The organism is Marinobacter sp. BSs20148 (genome assembly GCF_000283275.1).
GTDB classification, from domain to species: domain Bacteria; phylum Pseudomonadota; class Gammaproteobacteria; order Pseudomonadales; family Oleiphilaceae; genus Marinobacter; species Marinobacter psychrophilus.
This window is the reverse complement of the sequence record NC_018268.1, coordinates 1,181,100-1,200,442: the sequence shown is the minus strand read 5'-3', so window position 1 is coordinate 1,200,442 and position 19,343 is coordinate 1,181,100. Positions and strand designations below refer to the sequence as shown.

General features: G+C 54.4%; 18 protein-coding genes, 1 tRNA gene and 1 riboswitch. Of the genes, 10 read left to right on the top strand and 9 right to left on the bottom strand.

Going from position 1 to position 19,343, the window contains the following annotated elements; genetic code table 11:
• The first annotated feature begins 1 nt into the window (after position 1).
• Complete coding sequence (locus tag MRBBS_RS05370) at positions 2 to 949, top strand: alpha-L-glutamate ligase-like protein (RefSeq protein ID WP_007349909.1); 948 nt, start codon at positions 2 to 4, stop codon at positions 947 to 949.
• Between the two features lie 117 nt (positions 950 to 1,066).
• On the opposite strand, the gene MRBBS_RS05365 is transcribed toward MRBBS_RS05370, so the two are convergent.
• Positions 1,067 to 2,659: a BCCT family transporter gene (locus MRBBS_RS05365; RefSeq protein WP_014870423.1), complete on the bottom strand. Its 1,593-nt coding sequence runs from the start codon at positions 2,657 to 2,659 to the stop codon at positions 1,067 to 1,069.
• Positions 2,660 to 2,808: 149 nt separating this feature from the next.
• On the opposite strand from MRBBS_RS05365, the gene MRBBS_RS05360 reads away from it, so the two are divergent.
• From MRBBS_RS05360 to MRBBS_RS05335, 5 genes are all read left to right on the top strand, one after another.
• Positions 2,809 to 4,452: an FMN-binding glutamate synthase family protein gene (locus tag MRBBS_RS05360; RefSeq protein ID WP_014870422.1), complete on the top strand. Its 1,644-nt coding sequence runs from the start codon at positions 2,809 to 2,811 to the stop codon at positions 4,450 to 4,452.
• Between the two features lie 155 nt (positions 4,453 to 4,607).
• Positions 4,608 to 4,684, top strand: a tRNA-Pro gene (locus MRBBS_RS05355).
• A gap of 262 nt (positions 4,685 to 4,946) precedes the next feature.
• Positions 4,947 to 5,046: riboswitch (glycine riboswitch) on the top strand.
• A 163-nt stretch (positions 5,047 to 5,209) separates the two neighbouring features.
• A complete protein-coding gene (locus MRBBS_RS05345; protein WP_014870420.1) occupies positions 5,210 to 6,436 on the top strand; it encodes a D-amino acid dehydrogenase in 1,227 nt (408 codons plus the stop codon).
• A 258-nt stretch (positions 6,437 to 6,694) separates the two neighbouring features.
• On the top strand, positions 6,695 to 7,906 hold the full coding sequence (zigA, locus tag MRBBS_RS05340; protein WP_041635092.1) for a zinc metallochaperone GTPase ZigA: 1,212 nt from the start codon (positions 6,695 to 6,697) through the stop codon (positions 7,904 to 7,906).
• The gene (locus tag MRBBS_RS05335) at positions 7,903 to 8,574 is read left to right on the top strand and encodes a DUF1826 domain-containing protein (RefSeq protein ID WP_041635091.1); all 672 of its coding nucleotides are present in this window, start codon (positions 7,903 to 7,905) and stop codon (positions 8,572 to 8,574) included. Before zigA ends, MRBBS_RS05335 begins: the two co-directional genes overlap by 4 nt.
• 187 nt (positions 8,575 to 8,761) lie before the next feature.
• Here the strand turns inward: MRBBS_RS05335 and MRBBS_RS05330 are convergent, their stop codons facing one another.
• The 3 genes from MRBBS_RS05330 to MRBBS_RS05315 all read right to left on the bottom strand — a co-directional run bounded on the left by MRBBS_RS05330 (position 8,762) and on the right by MRBBS_RS05315 (position 10,175).
• Positions 8,762 to 9,073 carry a hypothetical protein gene (locus MRBBS_RS05330; RefSeq protein ID WP_014870417.1) on the bottom strand — a complete coding sequence of 104 codons (312 nt, stop codon included), beginning with the start codon at positions 9,071 to 9,073 and terminating at the stop codon, positions 8,762 to 8,764.
• A gap of 3 nt (positions 9,074 to 9,076) precedes the next feature.
• A complete protein-coding gene (locus MRBBS_RS05325; RefSeq protein ID WP_144012686.1) occupies positions 9,077 to 9,499 on the bottom strand; it encodes a hypothetical protein in 423 nt (140 codons plus the stop codon).
• Positions 9,500 to 9,773: 274 nt separating this feature from the next.
• Entirely contained in the window at positions 9,774 to 10,175 is a 402-nt protein-coding gene (locus MRBBS_RS05315; RefSeq protein WP_014870414.1) for a hypothetical protein, read from the bottom strand.
• Positions 10,176 to 10,355: 180 nt separating this feature from the next.
• Between MRBBS_RS05315 and MRBBS_RS05310 the strand changes: the two genes are divergently transcribed.
• Positions 10,356 to 11,060: a dienelactone hydrolase family protein gene (locus MRBBS_RS05310; protein WP_041635089.1), complete on the top strand. Its 705-nt coding sequence runs from the start codon at positions 10,356 to 10,358 to the stop codon at positions 11,058 to 11,060.
• Between the two features lie 22 nt (positions 11,061 to 11,082).
• Here MRBBS_RS05310 and MRBBS_RS05305 read toward each other — a convergent pair whose 3' ends face one another.
• From MRBBS_RS05305 to MRBBS_RS05285, 5 genes are all read right to left on the bottom strand, one after another.
• On the bottom strand, positions 11,083 to 12,357 hold the full coding sequence (locus MRBBS_RS05305; RefSeq protein WP_014870412.1) for a DUF5610 domain-containing protein: 1,275 nt from the start codon (positions 12,355 to 12,357) through the stop codon (positions 11,083 to 11,085).
• Positions 12,358 to 12,453: 96 nt separating this feature from the next.
• On the bottom strand, positions 12,454 to 12,798 hold the full coding sequence (locus MRBBS_RS05300) for a YdbL family protein (protein ID WP_014870411.1): 345 nt from the start codon (positions 12,796 to 12,798) through the stop codon (positions 12,454 to 12,456).
• A 113-nt stretch (positions 12,799 to 12,911) separates the two neighbouring features.
• Positions 12,912 to 13,127 carry a YnbE family lipoprotein gene (locus tag MRBBS_RS05295; protein WP_014870410.1) on the bottom strand — a complete coding sequence of 72 codons (216 nt, stop codon included), beginning with the start codon at positions 13,125 to 13,127 and terminating at the stop codon, positions 12,912 to 12,914.
• Between the two features lie 24 nt (positions 13,128 to 13,151).
• Positions 13,152 to 16,001, bottom strand: coding sequence for a YdbH domain-containing protein (locus MRBBS_RS05290; RefSeq protein WP_014870409.1), 2,850 nt, complete (start codon positions 15,999 to 16,001; stop codon positions 13,152 to 13,154).
• 25 nt (positions 16,002 to 16,026) lie between these two features.
• Positions 16,027 to 16,554: a Crp/Fnr family transcriptional regulator gene (locus MRBBS_RS05285; protein WP_014870408.1), complete on the bottom strand. Its 528-nt coding sequence runs from the start codon at positions 16,552 to 16,554 to the stop codon at positions 16,027 to 16,029.
• Positions 16,555 to 16,634: 80 nt separating this feature from the next.
• On the opposite strand from MRBBS_RS05285, the gene MRBBS_RS05280 reads away from it, so the two are divergent.
• The 3 genes from MRBBS_RS05280 to MRBBS_RS05270 all read left to right on the top strand — a co-directional run bounded on the left by MRBBS_RS05280 (position 16,635) and on the right by MRBBS_RS05270 (position 19,341).
• Positions 16,635 to 16,904 carry a hypothetical protein gene (locus tag MRBBS_RS05280; RefSeq protein ID WP_041635088.1) on the top strand — a complete coding sequence of 90 codons (270 nt, stop codon included), beginning with the start codon at positions 16,635 to 16,637 and terminating at the stop codon, positions 16,902 to 16,904.
• Between the two features lie 89 nt (positions 16,905 to 16,993).
• Positions 16,994 to 17,848, top strand: a complete 855-nt coding sequence (locus MRBBS_RS05275; RefSeq protein WP_014870406.1) for an IclR family transcriptional regulator — start codon at positions 16,994 to 16,996, stop codon at positions 17,846 to 17,848.
• Positions 17,849 to 18,183: 335 nt separating this feature from the next.
• The gene (locus MRBBS_RS05270) at positions 18,184 to 19,341 is read left to right on the top strand and encodes a TAXI family TRAP transporter solute-binding subunit (protein ID WP_014870405.1); all 1,158 of its coding nucleotides are present in this window, start codon (positions 18,184 to 18,186) and stop codon (positions 19,339 to 19,341) included.
• Positions 19,342 to 19,343: the final 2 nt, after the last annotated feature.

Sequence of the window (19,343 nt, the reverse complement as noted above, 5' to 3'; positions counted from 1 at the left end):
TATGGGCTGGATATCACCGTTTACGCTGAACCGCCTGGGCATGTTGAACATGAACCGGCGCAATGTGGACTATATTGCCCGCTACAATGATCGTTCGGCCTACCCGCTGGTCGACAACAAACTGAAAACCAAGCTGGTGGTGGCCGAATACGGTGTAAAAACACCGCGGCTTCTGCAGGTGGTTCGCCAACAACACGAAATTTCCCACTTCCGTGAAATGTCCGCGGATTTGGCTGGCTTTGCCATAAAGCCGGCCAAAGGATCTGGCGGCAAAGGCATCACCGTTGTCACCGGGCGCGATGGCGACGAATTCGTCAAAGCCTCCGGCGCCCGTATTGGCGTGGATGTACTAGAACGGCACCTGACCAACATTCTGGCGGGGCTGTATTCGCTGGCGGGCGCCTCTGACGTGGCCATTGTCGAAAACCTGGTGCAGTCCACACCGGATCTGGCTCGCTATTCGTTTCAGGGCGTTCCAGATATCCGCATTATCGTGTTTCAGGGCTACCCGGTAATGGCCATGCTGCGGCTTGCCACCAAAGCGTCAGACGGCAAGGCCAACCTGCATCAAGGCGCTGTAGGCGTGGGCCTAGACATCGGCACAGGAAAAAGTCTGAACGCGGTTCAGTTCAACCGCCCCATTCTTCTGCACCCGGACACCGGCTTATCTTTGGGCAATATCCATATTGTCGCCTGGGATGAAATGCTGGAAATGGCCTCCCGCTGCTATGAGGCGACCGGGCTAGGCTATATGGGCGTAGACCTGGTGGTGGATGTGGACGAAGGCCCGCTGCTGCTGGAGTTAAACGCGCGCCCCGGGCTGGCCATTCAAATGGCCAACGGCTGCGGCCTACTGCCGCGCTTGCGTGCCATTGAAAATCTGAAACGCCCCCACTTCACCCCCGGTGACCGCGCTCGCTTTGCAATGGAAGAATTTCACAAGCGCTAGAGCACATCGGCATGCGTTGGCAGGCCCAGCGCGCATCTGTACAGCCAAAAAAAAAGCCGGAAAGCGCATACACGCTTTCCGGCTTTTTATGATTTAATCCGCCAATCTCTCAGCGAATTACGTCATTTCCCCGCTCTGAATCAGCAGCTTGCGCTCGAGGGTCAAACCTTTCAGCAAGCCCCAGGTCATGACCAACAGAATCAGCGTAAACGGCAGGCCGGCACTGATCGAAGCAGCCTGAATAGCGCCTAGCGCATCATCACCACCACCGAATATCAGCACAGCGGCTATAGCACCTTCCATTACCACCCAGAACACACGCTGAGCCGTGGGCGCATCGGTTTTGCCACCGGCGGTAATGCTGTCGATAACCAACGAGCCGGAATCCGACGACGTGATAAAGAACACCAATACCAGCACAATGCCAATAAAGGAAATAATACCAGTCAGCGGAAGATTGGCGAACATCTGGAAAGTCGCCAGGCTGACGTCGGTCAAGCCCTCACTAGACAGAACGCCCACGCCTTGCTGAATCTGCTCCAGCGCAGCACCGCCGAACGCGCTCATCCATACGGCGGTAATCACCGTGGGAATTAGCAGCACTGCGATGATGAATTCACGCACGGTGCGACCGCGAGAAACCCGCGCAATAAACATGCCTACAAACGGAGACCAGGAGATCCACCAGGCCCAATAGAATATCGTCCAGCCTTGCATCCAAACTTCATCGTCGCGGCCAAACGGATTACTAAAGGCAACCACGTTGGTCGCATAGCTGGTGGTGGTTATCCAGAGGGTTTCCAGAATCGACATGGTCGGACCGGCAAAGATAATAAAGAACAGTAAGATACCCGCAAGGGCCATGTTGATATTACTCAGCACCTTAACGCCGCCGTCTAACCCGCGCAGCACAGATAACAGCGCCAATGCGGTGACACCAACAATAATCGCCATCTGTACATTGATGCCTGAACCCACACCAAACAGATAATTCAAACCGGCAGCGGCCTGCTGGGCACCAAAACCCAAAGACGTTGCCAGCCCGAAAATAGTCGCAATCACCGCCAGACTATCAATGATGTGCCCGGGCCAGCCCCACACCTTGTCACGCAGCAGCGGGAAAAAGGCGGAACGAATGGTCAGCGGCATATTCTTATTGAACGAGAAAAACGCCAATGACAAGGCCACAATGGCGTAGATCGCCCAAGGATGCAGGCCCCAATGGAACATAGTGCCGCCCATGGCCAAGCCCAAAGCTTCAGGCGTGTTGGGCTCTACATTAAACGGCGTGCCGTACCAGCCGGTATAATAGGCTACCGGCTCTGCCACCGCCCAAAACATTAAGCCAATACCCATACCCGCCGCGAACAGCATCGAAAACCAGGACAAGGTAGAGAAGTCCGGTTTGGCATCCATTCCCCCCAGTCTGATTTTGCCCACGGGCATAAAAATCAGTGCTAAACAGACAACAACAAACACGTTTGCGCTGAGCATAAAGAACCAGTCAAATGTGTTGATAATCTGAAGTTTGGCACCGTCGAGCAGCTCTATGGCGAGAGCAGGAAACATTAGGGTACCGACAATGAACAACACCACTATAATGGCGGTTATCGGAAACACGGGTGCGTGAAGATCTAGCCCGAACGGCTGGATATTATCCTGCCCGGCTACATAATCTGTTTGATATTCGTCTTTTACAATTTTGCCCACAATTGGCACCTCTTTCAGTCATTAGCATTACATTCAGGCTATCCGAGTCAGGATTTCGACCGGTAAAGGCAATAAACAGCCTTAAAACATAACGAGACGTTAATAATAATACTTTGAGCTCAAAACATCAAAACCGTGGCGAGGAGCCTATGAACAGATGTAAAACCTTCCCTTTGCGCTATACCGCGTATGCGCTAAGCCTTGTCGGATTCCTGATATCGCTGATTGCCAGCGCGTGGACTGGTGACGCCTATCTGATTCCTCTGGCATTTGGCCTGCTTGCAGCCCTTGGCACCTACGATCTGTTACAGCGTCGCCATACGATTAGCCGCAACTACCCCATTATGGCCAATTTCCGTTACCTGTTTGAGGCTATTGGCCCGGAAATTCGTCAGTACTTCATCCAATCCGACACCGACGAACGACCGTTTTCCCGCGAGCAGCGCACCATTGTGTACCAGCGTGCAAAAAACATTCTCGACAAGCGTCCGTTCGGCTCTCAGCTGAATATGTATGAGGAAGGCTTTGAGTGGATGAGCCATTCAATAGTTCCTACCCAGCTAAACACCTGTGATTTTCGAATTACCGTCGGCAAAAACTGCGCAAAGCCCTATAGCACCAGCGTATTCAACATTTCGGCCATGAGTTTTGGTTCACTGTCGGCGAACGCCATCCTCAGCTTGAACACCGGTGCCAGAAAAGGCCACTTCTACCACGACACCGGCGAAGGCTCTATCAGCCGCTATCACCGCCAGCCAGGGGGCGACCTGGTTTGGGAGGTCGGTTCCGGATACTTCGGCTGCCGCAACAAAGACGGCAGCTTTAATGCCGAACGCTTTGCTGAAAATGCCCAACTCGATCAAGTAAAAATGATTGAACTCAAACTATCTCAAGGCGCCAAACCAGGGCACGGCGGTATCTTGCCCGGTGCAAAAGTAACACCGGAGATTGCTGAAGCCCGTGGCGTTGAAGTAGGTAAAGACTGCGTATCACCTGCAGCGCATTCAGAGTTTTCGACGCCCATCGAAATGCTGGAGTTTATTGATCAGTTGCGTGAGCTGTCTGGAGGTAAGCCGGTGGGCTTCAAGCTCGCCTTGGGTCACGCGTGGGAGTGGTTTGCCATTGTAAAAGCCATGCTGAAAACCGGAAGACGGCCTGACTTTATCGTCGTGGATGGCGGCGAAGGTGGCACTGGCGCGGCACCGCTTGAGTTTATCAACCGCCTGGGCATGCCAATGACCGATGCCCTGCTACTGGTGCACAACACCCTGGTAGGTTGCAATCTGCGTGAAGACATCGCAATCGGCGCCGCTGGAAAAATCACCTCGGCGTTTAACATCGCCCGCACACTGGCACTTGGCGCCGACTGGTGTAACTCAGCGCGCGGCTATATGTTCTCGCTGGGCTGTATTCAAGCCATGAACTGCCACACTGGCCGCTGTCCTAGCGGCGTTGCTACTCAAGACCCAAGACGCGGTGAAAAAATCGATGTCCCCCTGAAAAGCGAACGGGTTTACAACTTCCATAAAAACACGTTAGAGGCCCTGCAAAATCTGCTGCAAGCGGGTGGGCTGAACCACACCTCCGAGCTAGGCCCGGAACACATCATTCGTCGGGTATCGAAAACCGAGGTTAGCTCCTACCTGGACCTGTTTCCGTTTATCGAGCCTGGCGCGCTGCTGCAAGGTGACACCGGCCTGACCGTATTCGACAAGTACTGGGGAGCATCCAATCCGGATAGCTTCGTTCCACCCGAATTCGTGTCCAAACTGCGGGAAACCAAATTGCGTTAATTCACACCAAAACTCGCATAATTTTGCCGGCTGGTGTTTCTTTTTGGAATCTGCTCATGTAATATTCGCTCCCGCTAAGCCACTGAGATTCCTCTTTAAGTCTCAATGGCCGGTGCCACCAAAACATCGTTTTGAACAGGCAGAAATTAGCAAATCGGGGCGTAGCGCAGCTTGGTAGCGCACTTGCATGGGGTGCAAGGGGTCGTAGGTTCAAATCCTACCGTCCCGACCATATTTCCAACAACTTAGCTCGGCACCGAAAGGTCCGAGCTTTTTTGTGTATTAAGATAGCTCTTCCCATCACCGTTTCGTATACCATTTGTAATGAACGACTTCACCAACCGCCCAAGCTCGTTGACGCTGCCGGCTGTCAGACACAAATTGGGCTTGTAATAAATGAATTCCTGAAGCAACATCAGCGCTTGCTTCAACCAATGCGGAAAACGAGCCTGCTCTTTTTTGTTGCGCATCCAGCTGACGTAAACTGCAGACAAAAGGTGTTAGCGGGAGAGACTGCGCCACACAGCTGTGTGGCCAGCGCCGAAGGAGCAACTGCCCCGGAAACTCTCAGGCAAAAGGGACCGCTAACACGATAACTTTCCGAAGAGCTGCCGATGACTGCGTCACTCGGCACACCGAAGGAGCAAGCGGCCGGTTTCACTGCACCGGTTCGTGAATCTCTCAGGTCCAAAGACGGAAGGGGTGCTTCTACCATTTTGGGTAGGTAGCTAACCCTGGGCGCTCTCTGGAGATTGTTATGAAGCATATTGCAGTTATTGGCGGTGGCATCACCGGTATCACCACCGCTTACTCTCTGGCCAAGCGCGGCTTTGACGTCACTGTTTTCGAAAAACATCGTTATGCGGCTATGGAAACGTCTTTCGCAAATGGCGGTCAATTGTCGGCGTCCAATGCAGAGGTTTGGAACAACTGGCAGACCGTGATCAAAGGCATGAAATGGATGTTCCACAGCGATGCACCGCTGCTGGTTAATCCCAAGCCCTCCTGGCACAAATTGAGCTGGTTTGCCGAGTTCATGGCGGCCATTCCCCAGTACGAGAAAAACACCACCGAAACTGCCCGCATGGCGATCGCTGCCCGTGAGCATCTGTTTTCATGGGCAAAAGAAGAAGGCATCGATTTCGACCTGAAGGAACAGGGCATCCTGCACATCTATCGCGACAAAGCCGGCTTCGATCACGCGGCAAACGTCTCGAAATTACTGGCAGCAGGAGGTCTGGAGCGCCGAGCAGTCACGCCCGATGAAATGAAGGCAATCGAGCCCACCCTGGCTGGCACCTTCTACGGTGGCTTTTTTACCGAAAGCGATTCCACCGGTGATATTCACAAGTTTACCAGCGGCCTGGCAGATGCTATTCAGCGCCGCGGCGTCAAAACGTGTTACGGCCACACGGTTACCGAACTAAGTGCGGATCAATCCCATGCCTGGGTAACATCTTTTGACGGCGAACAACAAATTCGTAACACCTTCGATGGTGTCGTAGTTTGTGCAGGCGTTGGCAGCAGGGAACTGGCTGCGAAACTGGGCGACCGCGTTAACATTTATCCGGTGAAAGGCTATTCCATCACGGTTGAGCTGGACGACGAAGCTTCCCGACAAGCGGCGCCGACCGTTAGCCTGCTGGACGATGCCACCAAGCTGGTCACCAGCCGGTTGGGCGATGATCGTTTCCGCATTGCGGGCACAGCAGAATTCAACGGCTACAATCGCAACATTCGGGATGACCGCATTCGCCCGCTCACCCGCTGGGTTGAGCAATGCTTCCCCGGGGTCTGTACCCGGCGGGTTGTGCCCTGGGCAGGACTGCGCCCCATGCTTCCCACCATGATGCCGCGAGTCGGCCCAGGTCGCCTGCCGACGGTGTTCTACAATACTGGCCATGGCCACTTGGGCTGGACGCTGTCACCCATTACTGCCGAGATGCTGGCAGAAGCCGTTGAAACGGCGCCTGCTTACCGATAACACTGATACAGCATTCGATCCCGGGCGGTCTTTCAGTCTTGCTATAAAGCGATGTTCAGGACAATCACCTCACCCGGGCCACGCCCACATAACGCACTTTTATAAATGAACGTAGACGTCCGAATTCGCCTACCGACTCGGTAGGCGAAGCTTCGTGCCCCGTCAAAAGTATTGTCAATACAACCGTTGTCGTATTCTCGCCTCTAGCTTATGATATGTTATAACATTCTTAATTCTTATCAGAAGCAGCGGAGATTTATGAGAAATACTGGTAAAAAACTGCCCGTCACTGTTTTATCGGGCTTTCTTGGTGCTGGCAAAACGACGGTTTTAAACCACCTGCTGAACAATCGGGAGGGCCTTCGAGTGGCAGTGATTGTCAACGACATGAGCGAAATCAACATTGACGCCAGTGCCGTGAAAAACGAGGTGCAGTTAAACCGTAGCGAGGAAAAGCTCGTTGAAATGAGCAACGGCTGCATCTGTTGTACCTTACGTGAGGACTTGTTACTGGAGGTACGCAAGCTGGCTGATGAAGGCCGATTTGATTATTTATTGATTGAATCTACCGGCATCTCCGAACCTTTGCCTGTGGCGGAGACCTTCACCTTTGCAGATGAAAACGGCAATAGTTTGTCTGATATCGCTCGGCTGGACACTATGGTGACAGTCGTGGATGCCCTGAATTTCCTGGCGGATTATGACGAAGCCAAAGACTTGCAGGAAACCGCTGAACACCTAGGCGAAGAGGATGAGCGCAGCGTTGCCGATTTACTGGTGGATCAAGTGGAATTTGCCGACGTTATCCTGATAAGCAAAACCGATCTGGTTGACGAAGGCACACTGAAACGCTTGATCGCCATACTAAAGGCGCTGAATACCGAAGCGGAAATTGTGCCTATCCAGAAAGGACAGATAGATGTCGACCAAGTGTTGGGCACAGGTAAATTCAGTTTTGAGCGCGCGCAGCAGGCCCCCGGATGGCTAAAGGAAATGCGTGGCGAGCACGTGCCGGAAACCGAAGAATACGGCATCGGCAGCTTTACTTACACTGCACGCCGACCCTTCCATCCCCAAAAGTTTTACGACTTTCTGCACAGTAACAGTATCGAAGGCAAACTGATTCGCTCCAAAGGCTACTTTTGGCTCGCTAGTCGGCCCGACTTCGCTGGACACTGGAGCCAGGCAGGCGGCATGGCTCGCCATGGTTTTGCCGGTATGTTCTGGAAGGCGGTGCCAAAAGACCAATGGCCGGAAGATGAAGACTCCCTCAACGAGATTCAGAAGAACTGGCAAGACCCATTCGGCGATATGCGACAAGAATTGGTGTTTATAGGCCAAAATCTCGATCAGTCGCAGTTTAACCAAGCGCTCGACGACTGCTTGCTGACCGACGATGAATTGCTAGCCGGGCCGACTCAGTGGCAACACCTGGCCGATCCGTTTCCAATCTGGGAGGCCGAGGTATGACGGTAAAGGCATCACCAAATCTATCGCGAACACGTCAAGCTGTTTTTGGGGACTTGCCTGATGTCCTTGCTGAAATCTATCGAGAAGATGTCAACATGGCTGTTTGGCGGCGTTCCGTGGGGGCCAAGTTGATTGCGGAAGTTCAGGCCCTGAGCCAGAAAAAAGGCATCAGCAGTCATCGAACCATAATATCCGTGGCAAATACGCCTAATGTTGAAGAAGCCCTGCCCCATCTGGCGGCCTATCCTCACCTGCAAAAAGATATCGGCTTTTTGGTTGATATGTTTGGCTGCCTATTTGAGCTCAACATGATTGGCCTTCGCATTGCGACGCCTACCCGTGCCATGTGCCCAAGGTTCCATGTTGATCGAATACCTTGCCGTCTGATTACCACCTATCTGGGCACAGGCACTGACTGGCTGCCCCACCAAAGTGCCAATCGCAGCAAGCTTGGCGCCGGCAACGGCGGGCTCAGCGACGAAGAAAGCGGCCTGTACCCTTCGGGAAACCATATCGAAACGCTGTTACCGGGAGATGTCGCTTTATTAAAAGGCGAACTGTGGGAAGGTAACGAAGGCGCGGGTATGGTTCATCGTTCGCCTTCTATGAATCTCGACGAGCATCGATTGCTGATCTCCTTTGATTTTCTTTCGCCCGCTAATCCATGAAAATTGATGCTATTTATTAACCCGAAACACCAAATTTTCCGTTACCGGCACGGCAGTGGTTACAGAGGATAGACCCGCTATTTCACGCAGAGCCTCTATACCACCGGCCAAACCAAAATCTTCGGCTTTAACGAGTAACGGTTGCCCTGTGCTCACGGCAATGTTGCCGCTGGCGAGTCTGGGCGGGTTAACCGATTTCCGGCAACAGCTCCAACTTGTAACAGCCGTGACTCAAAGCCAGCAAGGTCAGTGTCGCTTGGCCAAGATTACTGGCTGAGTTCACTCCAACCATGCCGCTGGCGCGAACGCCCTGCTCGTAATACTCAATGCGGTAATCCCAGTCTTCAACGCTGCGAGTCCAGTAATAGTCCCACTCTTCCTCAATCAGCCGCCAGCGCAAGGCATCCGAATGAACCTGACCGCTGCGAGCATTCACACTGGTCAGCAAAAACTCGGGGCTGCTGCCATATCCGCTTTGGGCGGCGGCCGGCTTTAACACTATTCAGCTGGATTGGGTGGCGACAAACACCGATTCTTTTTGGCGGGTCACCCGGCCAGGGACTTCTTCCAGCTCTACTCCAACCGTTACGCGTTGGGGCAGTTCGCTGTTGGCGATGTACTCAAACGCACTGGCGATGAATTCGAAATCCGCCAGGCCGGCCTCCGATATTTGCAGGGTTTGCGAGTCCCGCAGAGCTTGCTGCTGATAATTGTCGTCTAGCCCACCACATTCAAAGCCGTCGAATGCGTCGAAGGGCTGGCGTGTAGGATTGGCTCGTAGCTGTTCAGAAATGGGCCTAACGGCACCCGGCGCGCCAAACAGAAACAGGCTTTCGGTTGAAAAGGCCAGCGCCTGATCAATAGCCGCAAACGCCGGTAACCCGGTAATGTTCACTTCCATGGTTTCCGGTACGAAATCTTCCACTTGAAAATGGCTGCTGGCCAATTGAGTCTCACCCAACAGCAATTGCGCGCGATATCGACATTCTGGCTGGCTTCGCCATAAACATTCGGTTGCAGCGTAATCACTTGCTGATGCAACAGCTTGCTTTCGTTATTGTCGAAATACCCTTTTTCGCTAAGCTGCTCCGATTCTAGCAAGCGACGGGCCACCGCTGGTAAAAGAGCCTGCACCTTAACCTGGACCCGCTGGAGGCCTACCCACTGCACCTGCAAAGACGGCGCACGGCCGGCAGGTACTAACACCACGCCGGTGCCAGCGAGCCCGTACTTAATGGCAGCCCTTTGCGGAACCTGATCGTGTAGGCCGTCACTGTTTCAAGCCCGGTGAGCAGCAGCTTTTCGCAAGTGAGCACGCCAAAAGGCACAGAAAAGCCACTTTGGGCATCTTCTACCTGAATATAGGGCCGCAGGTCTGCGCTCAAATCGGGTTGGGTCAGCAATGGAAAACGTATTTCAGCGCGGCCATGGGCCTGGGCGTACTCATCCACAACCGGTTTGCCTGCCAGCTTTTTCTGGGCTGGCGAAGCTTGCGCTGTGTCTTCACAACCTGAATCAGGGCAAGGGGGTTGCTGGCCTTGGGCTGACAAGGGGGCGGCTGAACACAGGAAAAGCGCAACCACAAACCATAGATAACGCATAGCGAGATCCTGTTCCATCAGAAGACTAATAGCTGCAATGATGGACGAACACTCCAAAGCTAGCCATGGTGACCAACGTATTCGCAGAATAATTCACTCGAACGCCACATTTCGCCATATTTCACCGGCATCTGTTTACAGGCGCCTAATGTTAACCGGCAGCTATTGAAAGGCATCGAAATGACATCAGAAAAATGGATTACGATTTCACCCGCCGATAAAAACACGTTTTCCGGCTACCTGGCATTGCCACCAGCTGGGACAGGCCCTGGCCTGGTGCTAATTCAGGAAATATGGGGCGTAAACGATCACATTCGTGCCGTGGCCGAGCAGTATGCGCTGGACGGCTTTGTGGTGCTGGCACCGGATGTGTTCTGGCGCCAACAAACCAGAACCAATCTGGGCTATACCGAAGCGGGCACCGCCGAAGCGTTTGAGCTGATGAAAGGCACCGACTTCAGCCAGGCGGCAGAAGACGTTGTGACCGCCATTGAACATCTACGGGGATTGCCGCAAGTGTCTGGCAAAGTGGGCGTGCTTGGTTTTTGCATGGGCGGGCAGTTGGCCTATCGGGCCGCCGCCAGCGGCAAGCCAGACGCCGCTGTCAGCTATTACGGTGGCGGGATTCAAAACCATCTGAACGTGGCCGGGCAGATAAGCCAACCCATATTGTTCCATTACGCCGGGCTGGACGGATTAATACCGACCAGCGCCGTCGATCAGGTGCGCAGGGCTTTTAACGGCCAGAAACACGCCAGCATTCACAACTACGAGGAAGTGGATCACGGCTTCAACTGCTGGGGGCGACCGGCTTACAACCAGCGTGCGGCGGCGTTGGCCCGCGGCCGCACGCTGGTGTTTCTGGCTCAGCACCTGGCGGGATGAGCTGAGCTGGGTTGAGCTAAGATTAACCGGGCTGCAAACCGTTGAGGATGGCGCCAATGAATTCGTCCATCATCGGGCGATTGCTGGCCGCGCTTTCGTTAATCGCATCTTGCTGGTCGTCCAGCATTCTCTGCACCAGATCATTCAGCGTGGTGGTATCAAGGCCCTTGTCGATACCACCACGCCCAAGCTCGCGAACATCCTGAGCCAACCCGGCCAACGGCCTCAGCTGGCTGGCAAGTGACGGCTGGCCAGAGGTGGACTCATAGGCCGTGGTTGATACTGTGCGGCTGGAAGACAGATTCAGGCTGAAACTGGCCAGTTCTTCACCGCCCAGATTCAAGCCCCGTGCGGATTCAAACGCACCCTGAACATCGCCGCGAAAAAACTGCCCGGCAACGCCCTGCGCCTGTTCCAGTAAGCCGGCAATGGCTTCGCGTTCGCCACTGTCTAAATCACCTTCCACACTGAACGAGTAGCGCCCGGCAGAAGCATTGACTGCAGTCAGTGAATTCGACTCACCACTCGCGCTGCTTGTTGAACGGCTTTGAACCGCTGAGTAACGGCTCTCTTCCATCAGAATGGACACTTTGTCGCCATCGGCAGTGGTCACTTCAAAACGGAAGGCGCCGCGGGAGGCGGATTCAACCTGCATACCGCTGCGGCTAACCGCTTCGGCACCGCCAGCAGGTGCCGGCTGGCCCAAAAAGCGCTCGGCAAGTTTGTCCAAGCCGTTCTGAATGCGGTTGAAGCCGTCATCAATCTCGCTGGCCAACTTAGGATTCATCAACCCCAAGGCTTCAATTTGCTCACGGGCTTCGCCGTAGCCTTTTTCAATACCAGAGCGGGCTTGCTCCATTAGATTAGCCAGGCGTTCAGGGTCGGCTCCGGCCGCTGCTTCCTGTTCCAGCCGCAGCTGAATAAAGCTCAGGACAGTGCCCGCCACGTCCGCGGCGGACGGCGGCTGAAAACCACTGCCAAGATTGCGCGCTGCGGCGGCGCCTGGGCCTTCAAGCTTGCCCAGGCTTTGCTCCATCTGCTGCTGCAAGCGCGAACGCAGCACGTTGATGGCATCTTCAGGCGTGCGAATAACCTGGCGCTGGGACTTGCTGGCAGATTCTGTGGCTTTCGCTCCATCACCGGCCTGGCCGTTATTTACCTGGCCAGAGAACGGGGAGCCACGGCGTTGCGCCTGTGCTTCGTTGGTGGCGCTTGATTGAGACGGCGATTGAGACCGCGACTGAAGTGATGGCTGTGATGATGACGGCGAAAGCGGACCGTATAAAGGCGAAACCATGGCAAAAAACCTCGTTCAAACGTTCAGGCTGCAATTCACAAACAGCAAGATCTGTTGCAACGGGTATCGGCACCAAGCGCTCAAACTTTAACCGGTTTATTTTTTTACCCAGCGGCCGTCCATTTCAATGTATTGCCCGGCCGGAGTTTTCTCAACCGCTTTCTGGCCAGCCACAGCTTCCACTTTAGACACTGCAATGCCGTTCTTCTGGGCAATGCCTGTGTACGCTTCGCGACGGGCATCATTGATGGCCTCTGCAATATCGCGGGCGCGGGCATCAGACGTCACCGGAGCTAGATAACCCGACGGCGTTTCACCCAACAAACCCTGGCTTTTTGCAGAATCCAGAGCATTTTTGGCTTCATCGAGGCTCATGGCAAACGCTGGAATACTCAGGCTCATCGTTAACAGCAAGGCAGCGATGCGCTGGTAAATAGTCATGTTCAACTCCTTGATTATCAGATGCGTACACACTTTATTCTCGGGTACGCACACTCTCGATTGTTTGGTACCTACACCCGCTATCGTCCGGTGTTTGTAACAGGATTGCGAACCTAGAACAGGCCTTTTTCACTGAACAGCTCGTCCACATCCTTATCGACCTTCACGTAAATTTCGTGCTGAATTTTTACGTTCAGGTTGACTGTAATCGGCTCTTGGGGTGCCTGCACCCGCACCGTGGGTGTGCAACCAGATATCACGGTGGCCAGCAACAAGCCCGCAAGCATCGCCGTTGACGGGCGAAAAGCATTCAAACCAGCGTACGTCATAATAATATGCTCCTGTATTGCCACTTACTTTATCAGGTCTTCCGCGCCTTCGCGCTCGCGCTTTTCAAGCAGCTTTTCTACCCGCTCGGCCACCGCATCTGTCACCCGGCCGCTTAGCTGCAAGCTGGTCAGCAAGGCGGGGATATTTTCTTCGATCGTAATATTCAACACCACAGCACGGCCATCACCCACCTCCGGGCTGTTGCCTCGCAAATGCAGGCCCAGCATCAAGGTGCCGTTTTCGTCGTAATCAATATCGCTGCTGAGAGCGGAATAACGAAAGTTTTCCAAAGCTTTCGATACTAACTCCATGGTTTCGTTTTTTCGCCCTAGGGCGCGCAGCCGTTCGGCACTCAATTGCAGCTCGCCACCCGGTTCCAACGCACCCAGGCGGCCACGTTTCACCCGTACACCCGTGGCCGGGTCTATCAGCAGCGGAATGGAGCCGCTGAGCATTCCGCTGCCAGCCAGGCCCTCTGCCGGGTACACCCGTAGCAACTGCGCCAGATCTAAACGATCCAATTCCAGCGGCACGGTGACCGGAGCTGAGGCCAAATCCCAACGGCCCGACGCGATGTTCAACTGCCCACCCAAGGCGCCGGCATTGGCCTGGGTTAAGGTAAGCTGCCCCGCCATTGGCTGCTGTGCTGGCGCAAGGTAATCCCCGGCCAGCACGATGGGCCCGAGTGAAACGCCGGGATTGATTTCGTCCAAGGTCAACTGCGATGTCGACACCTGAAACTGGTCAGACTTCAACGTGACTTCAACGGTGCCATTCATGTTGCGCCATGCGGTGCGATCCCAGGTACCGCCAACGTCCAGAAACACCAGTTTGCCATCGACAACCAACGGTTGGCCGGGCAGCCGCTGTGCGTTCACGTTGCCACTTATAGTGCCGCCGCTGGCGTCCAGCAGTTCCGGCCAGGCCACAAGCACCCGCCCCAAGCCGTCAATTTCCCGTTTACCGCTCACACGCGTTTGCGCGCTCACGTCAATGGCTTGCGAGGCCGCGCTGCCATAAGGAACTTTAAGGTCGATATTGGCGGAGGTACCGCTGTTAGCTTTAGCTATTCCCGACCATTGAAGGTCATTGATATCAGTTTTCGTCTTGCCGTTAAATTTCCAGCCTTGCGTCAGCAACTGAGGATGTTTTATTTGCTCAACGCTTATGTCCAAAGGCCCGCCAAATGACAGGCTCTTCAACGTCGCCGGGGCGGTGTTGAAGCCTGCCGTCAGGTTGTTGCCAGCCAGTGCCAATTGCGGATTTTGTAGCTCAAGCGCCTCGGCATTATCGCCGCCCAGCGATTTAACCTGAGTGGCGGAAACACGAGATGATGGTGCGAAGGTCAGATTTGCCCCTGTCGATGTCAGTTCACCGCTCATCAGCAAATCCAGTTTGGGCTTATCAATACGCCACTGGCCAATATCCAACCGAGCCCGGTTTGCTGTAAGCCGGGTTTGGGCCAGCTGCACCTGCCAGGGCGCCGAAGTAGAAATCGCCAAGTGGGCATCAACGTTAATATCAGCCGCGCCGCGGCTGCGTAGAGCGACCTGCAGCGGAAGGGGCGCATTCGTTGCATTTTTGTTTACACCCGTTTCATTTACGCCAGGCAGCGCAGATGCCGTTCCAGATAAAGCAGAGGCCGGGCGCACAGACAGTTCTAGCTGTTGCGGGCGCAACTGCGCGGGCAATGTCGCGGCCCACTGCGCTGGCTGCGTTAGTACCAGCTCTGCGCTTAGGGTTTGTGGTTGCCAGTTGCCCTGGCTAAGCGCCAACGCCAGAGCCAAATTACCCTTTACACTGCCCAAGCCCGGCACCGGCCAGGGCTGTGGCACCCGGGCTTCGGCATTGACCGTGCCTGTCGCCTTCGCGAAAAAGCTCTGGCGTGGCCCCTGCAAATCCCAACGGACGTTTACCGAGCCCTGCTCTGGCTGGGCAAAACTCGCCTCTCGGGGCAACGGGGTCCAGTTCTGCACCCAGGCAATCAGCCACTCTGCGTTGGGCAGCTCCGGCACTGCGAGCGACCCTTGCCAGTGTATTTCTGTGCCCGACAAAAGCGGGCGGTAGCGTGTTTCCAGAGTCAGATTCCGCGTACGGTCAATATCAACGGTTGCTGACATCTGCAGTCCCTGCTCACCGGGTGCAGCACTATCCTTGCCCATCAAGGCACTTCCTCCAATCAAAGCATTTTCTTTGACTGAAACAGGCCCTTTAATCGAGGAGAGTTCTTTGATAGCAGCAAATTCTGCAACAAAATCGACCCGATGCCCTCGGTGCTCCAGCGACAAACTCGCATTTATAGGGAAACCATTGCCTGTTTCTTGCGCGCTTTGCTGAATATCCAAGGCCCCTTGCAGCAAGCAGCTGCCGCTGGCACAAGGAAGAATGGCCTGAAATTGCTGGACACGGACGCGTGAGGGCAGCCACGAGGGTAGTTGGAGAGGTAGTTGCGGCGGCATGTGTTCGAATACGGAGAAAGCGGGTGTGGCAGAAAGGGCATCAACTGCTGGCGCAGGCTCGGTCGCAACAATCTCGAGTTCCATTTGCTGCGCGTTGAAAGTACTCAACTGCGGCAACCCGTTTTTCCACTGCCACCGACTGCCGTCTCCCCAGCGCCAGCCCAGAGTGATATCGCGAGCGTCTATTGTAAGGCGGCGTTCAGGGCCTGACTGAATAACCGTCAGCTCGGCGACCGACACGCCGTACAAACCCAGCCGGGTACCCTGCCACTGAACCTGCTCAATGTTGTTCTGCGCCAGCATGGCTTCCCAGCTGTGCTTCACCCAAAAAGCACCTGCCAGCAACGCCAGCAACACAATCAATAGCAGAATAATCACCCGCGGACGGGGTTTGTGTTTGCGCCCAGCGTTCATACGTAGGCCTTCCCTCATTTGTCCATCACAGTATGTCGATGCGGCCCCGCGCCAGACGCACCTGATTTTTACGCTCCAGCTCTTTCAACAAACGGCTAACCACCTCCCGCGCGGTGCCCAGCTCAATAGCCAGATCCTGATGGGTAATCAACAGCGGGCTGCGCTCGGCCCGCGCCTGCAGCCATTCGTTCAGGCGCTCATCCATACGGCGAAAAGCCACCTCCTCCACTAATAGCATCAAGTCATCCAAGCGGCAGCCATAAGATTCCATAATACCTTGGCGAAAACCGTCAGACTGGTCCATCAACCGGTCGAATAACGGCCGCGGTACCATGATTACTTCGGCTTCGTCTTCCACATTGGCTTCTGCGCGGTAGCCAAAACCGGTCATCTGCACTTTAACAACCCCGCTGAGCACCAGTGGCAAGCCTTGGCAGCGCTCGCCGGGATTGAACAGAACCTGGCCGGACGGAAATGTCATCACCTGGGTCTGCTCTGCAAACTGCTGCCGTAGCTGGGGCGCCAAGGTGTGCAGAATACTGTGTTGCGACATAAATCCTTCCTGGGTTTTGGGTGCTCACCGCAGCGCTGGCCTAAAAGACAACGCGGCAGGAGCGTTCTGAGCATTGATTTGTGTTGCTGGACGCGGCCCTTCTCTTTCAGGGCCTGAAGACCCTCATCTTCATGATAGCCCGCATCGACCAAGGAATGCTTCACCTCCCGGGCAACTCGGACCCCCTAAAAAGACGGCTCTCTGGAGGCGTCCAGGCGCTGTTTGCGAAAAGCACGCAAGCTTTGATGCCGTCGTTTTTAACCATTTTGTCTTCTTTTCTTGCCCCTACTTTGGTTTTTTTTGACCTGTTTATGTCAGATTTCCCAGTCATTCCGATGCTGTCTTATTAACTGAGATAATCTTATCAACATATGGTAAATATGAGTTACGGGCGAATATCCGCCCAGTAAAACAAATAACTCTACTAGCCAAATTAACCATGACCACCAAAAACAATCAGACTGAAGTTCGGCCGTTCAGGTCCAGCACAACGCTGGCGAAAGCCTCCCTGCTTTTGCGCACGGTTGCGAAAATCTTCCCGACCGGAGGCACCTTGTCCCGCATTGCCAGGGAAGTGGGAATGAACACGGCCACAGCGCATCGTCTGCTGACGGCGCTGGCTCATGAAGGGTTACTCAACTTTGATCCTTACGCCAAGACCTATCATGTCGGCTTTGAGCTGCTGCAAATTGCCGAGTCAGCACAAGCGGTGGCACCGGATTTAAAGTTACGTCACCACCTGCGACCGATGCTGGCCAGCATTGCGCGGCGTACCGAAGAATCCACCTACCTATCCATACTCGCCAATCGCGATTCCGTGTGCATTGACCTCGCCGAAGGCACGTATCCCATCAGCGCCAATACCCTAGTGGCGGGGGCACGAAGGCCTCTGGGCATAGGTGCAGGCGCAATGGCACTGCTGGCCGCTTTGCCTCTGAAGGAAGGTAACCAGATGGTGATAAAGAACCAGGAGCGCTATGAACGCTACTCTGGCATTACCCCGGCCGAGGTGGGGTACGGCCTGAGCGAGTGCCGCCGATTGGGCTTTGCATTTAACAACGGGCGTATCGTGCCGGAAGTCGCAGCGCTTGGGGTGGCTTTCAAAGTGCCGGATAGCGAGCATCGTGTCGCTATCAGTGTTGCGTCCGTGGTGTCTCGGATGCACGCCGGGCGCCGGCAACTCGTTATCGACGTCATTCGAGATGAGATTCGCCAGTGGATCTCGCAAACGGTGGATCACCGGGCATTTACTGGAAGCTGTGTTGGAAGCCATTTCCACCATTCGCTTGAGTAAGCCCTGTATTTCGCTCTGCAAACTATAGATTTGCTTTGTAGTTCTTGGTTTCACAAAAAACTTTCTTAAAATAAAATATAACTTATTGTTTTTTAATAAAAAAATAGAATTATTTGAATAATTATGCGCAAATTTACTTATTTATAATAAATTATTTTCTCAATATACAATAAAATAATTCATCAGTTTAAGAAAATTATTGACTAGGGTCAGCACTACGGTCTACTTTCAGGTTTGTACTGTCTGTCCCGCGGTTTTTTGCTGTGGCATTGCATCCAATGTCGGGCTGGCAGAAAGAGTTCACGGCCATAAAACAATAATGTAGGGAACCCTCAATGATTCATTCCTTTGCTCTGCGCCGCCCGTTGCTAACAGCAACCGCCGCGACTGTTCTCACCACCATGATGACCCTCGGCGCGACCGCGGTCAGCGCCGAAACCGCGCTGCCTGACACCATGACCTGGTCGTCATATGACGTTGGATCGGCAGGTTATGCCGAAGCCTCCGCCATCGCCGATGCGTTTGGTAAGAAATACGGCACCCGTATACGCATTCAACCATCAGGTTCTGCCATTGGTCGCCTGCAGCCATTGATCAGCGAACGTGCCGACTTCAGCTTCCTGGCCACCGAAACGTTTTTCGCGGCTGAAGGTATCCACGACTTCTCCACCCGCCGTTGGGGCCCTCAGGATCTTCGTGCTGTTGCTGGTCGACCGTCGTCGTTCGGTATTTTCACCGCCGCCGATGCCAATATTAAAACCTTGAAAGACTTGAAAGGTAAGCGCTTTGCCTACGTTGCAGGCAACCCGTCGATCAACGTTAAGTGCGATGCATTCCTGGCCTTTGCCGGTCTGACCCGGGACGACGTGGAAGCCATCATGTTTCCCACTTACGGCAACACCATGAGCGCACTGGCCCGCAATGAAGCTGATGCTTCCTGCACCACCACCACGCCAAGTCATGTCTACGAACTGGCCGAATCGCCCCGTGGCATTCGCTGGCTGGAAGTGCCGGCTGAAGACACGGAAGGCTGGGCGCGTCTGAAAGCAGTGGCACCGTTCTTCCAGCCCTACACCGAGACGGTTGGTGCAGGCCTCAGCGAAGAGAACCCGGTGGATATTCTGGCTTACCGTTACCCGGTGCTGACCGTTCGTGCGGACACTGACCCTGAGCTTGTTTATACCTTCATCAAGGCACTGGATGAAACCTACGACATGTATAAGGACGCCACTGCGGTTATGCCCCGCTGGCGCCTGTCTGAAGCCGGCACCCCGGCTATCGATGTGCCTTTCCACGCCGGCGCCATCCGTTACCTGAAAGAAAAAGGTATCTGGACCGAGGAGCACCAGGCCTGGAACGATCGGCGTGCCGAGCGCTTGAACGCACTGCGGGATGCCTGGCCGAAGGCCTTGGCCGAAGCGGAAGGCAAAAGCGACGAAGAGTTCGCGACTATCTGGGAAAAGCATCGTCTGGAAACTTTGAGTTCCTTGTGATT

What these genes read in the sequence shown, in the direction of transcription:
- MRBBS_RS05370 (WP_007349909.1), top strand. Translation starts at nt 2, where the DNA reads ATGGGCTGGATATCACCGTTTACGCTGAACCGCCTGGGCATGTTGAAC.
- MRBBS_RS05360 (WP_014870422.1), top strand. Translation starts at nt 2,809, where the DNA reads ATGAACAGATGTAAAACCTTCCCTTTGCGCTATACCGCGTATGCGCTA.
- MRBBS_RS05345 (WP_014870420.1), top strand. Translation starts at nt 5,210, where the DNA reads ATGAAGCATATTGCAGTTATTGGCGGTGGCATCACCGGTATCACCACC.
- zigA (WP_041635092.1), top strand. Translation starts at nt 6,695, where the DNA reads ATGAGAAATACTGGTAAAAAACTGCCCGTCACTGTTTTATCGGGCTTT.
- MRBBS_RS05335 (WP_041635091.1), top strand. Translation starts at nt 7,903, where the DNA reads ATGACGGTAAAGGCATCACCAAATCTATCGCGAACACGTCAAGCTGTT.
- MRBBS_RS05315 (WP_014870414.1), bottom strand. Translation starts at nt 10,175, where the DNA reads ATGCGTTATCTATGGTTTGTGGTTGCGCTTTTCCTGTGTTCAGCCGCC.
- MRBBS_RS05310 (WP_041635089.1), top strand. Translation starts at nt 10,356, where the DNA reads ATGACATCAGAAAAATGGATTACGATTTCACCCGCCGATAAAAACACG.
- MRBBS_RS05305 (WP_014870412.1), bottom strand. Translation starts at nt 12,357, where the DNA reads ATGGTTTCGCCTTTATACGGTCCGCTTTCGCCGTCATCATCACAGCCA.
- MRBBS_RS05300 (WP_014870411.1), bottom strand. Translation starts at nt 12,798, where the DNA reads ATGACTATTTACCAGCGCATCGCTGCCTTGCTGTTAACGATGAGCCTG.
- MRBBS_RS05295 (WP_014870410.1), bottom strand. Translation starts at nt 13,127, where the DNA reads ATGACGTACGCTGGTTTGAATGCTTTTCGCCCGTCAACGGCGATGCTT.
- MRBBS_RS05290 (WP_014870409.1), bottom strand. Translation starts at nt 16,001, where the DNA reads ATGAACGCTGGGCGCAAACACAAACCCCGTCCGCGGGTGATTATTCTG.
- MRBBS_RS05285 (WP_014870408.1), bottom strand. Translation starts at nt 16,554, where the DNA reads ATGTCGCAACACAGTATTCTGCACACCTTGGCGCCCCAGCTACGGCAG.
- MRBBS_RS05275 (WP_014870406.1), top strand. Translation starts at nt 16,994, where the DNA reads ATGACCACCAAAAACAATCAGACTGAAGTTCGGCCGTTCAGGTCCAGC.
- MRBBS_RS05270 (WP_014870405.1), top strand. Translation starts at nt 18,184, where the DNA reads ATGATTCATTCCTTTGCTCTGCGCCGCCCGTTGCTAACAGCAACCGCC.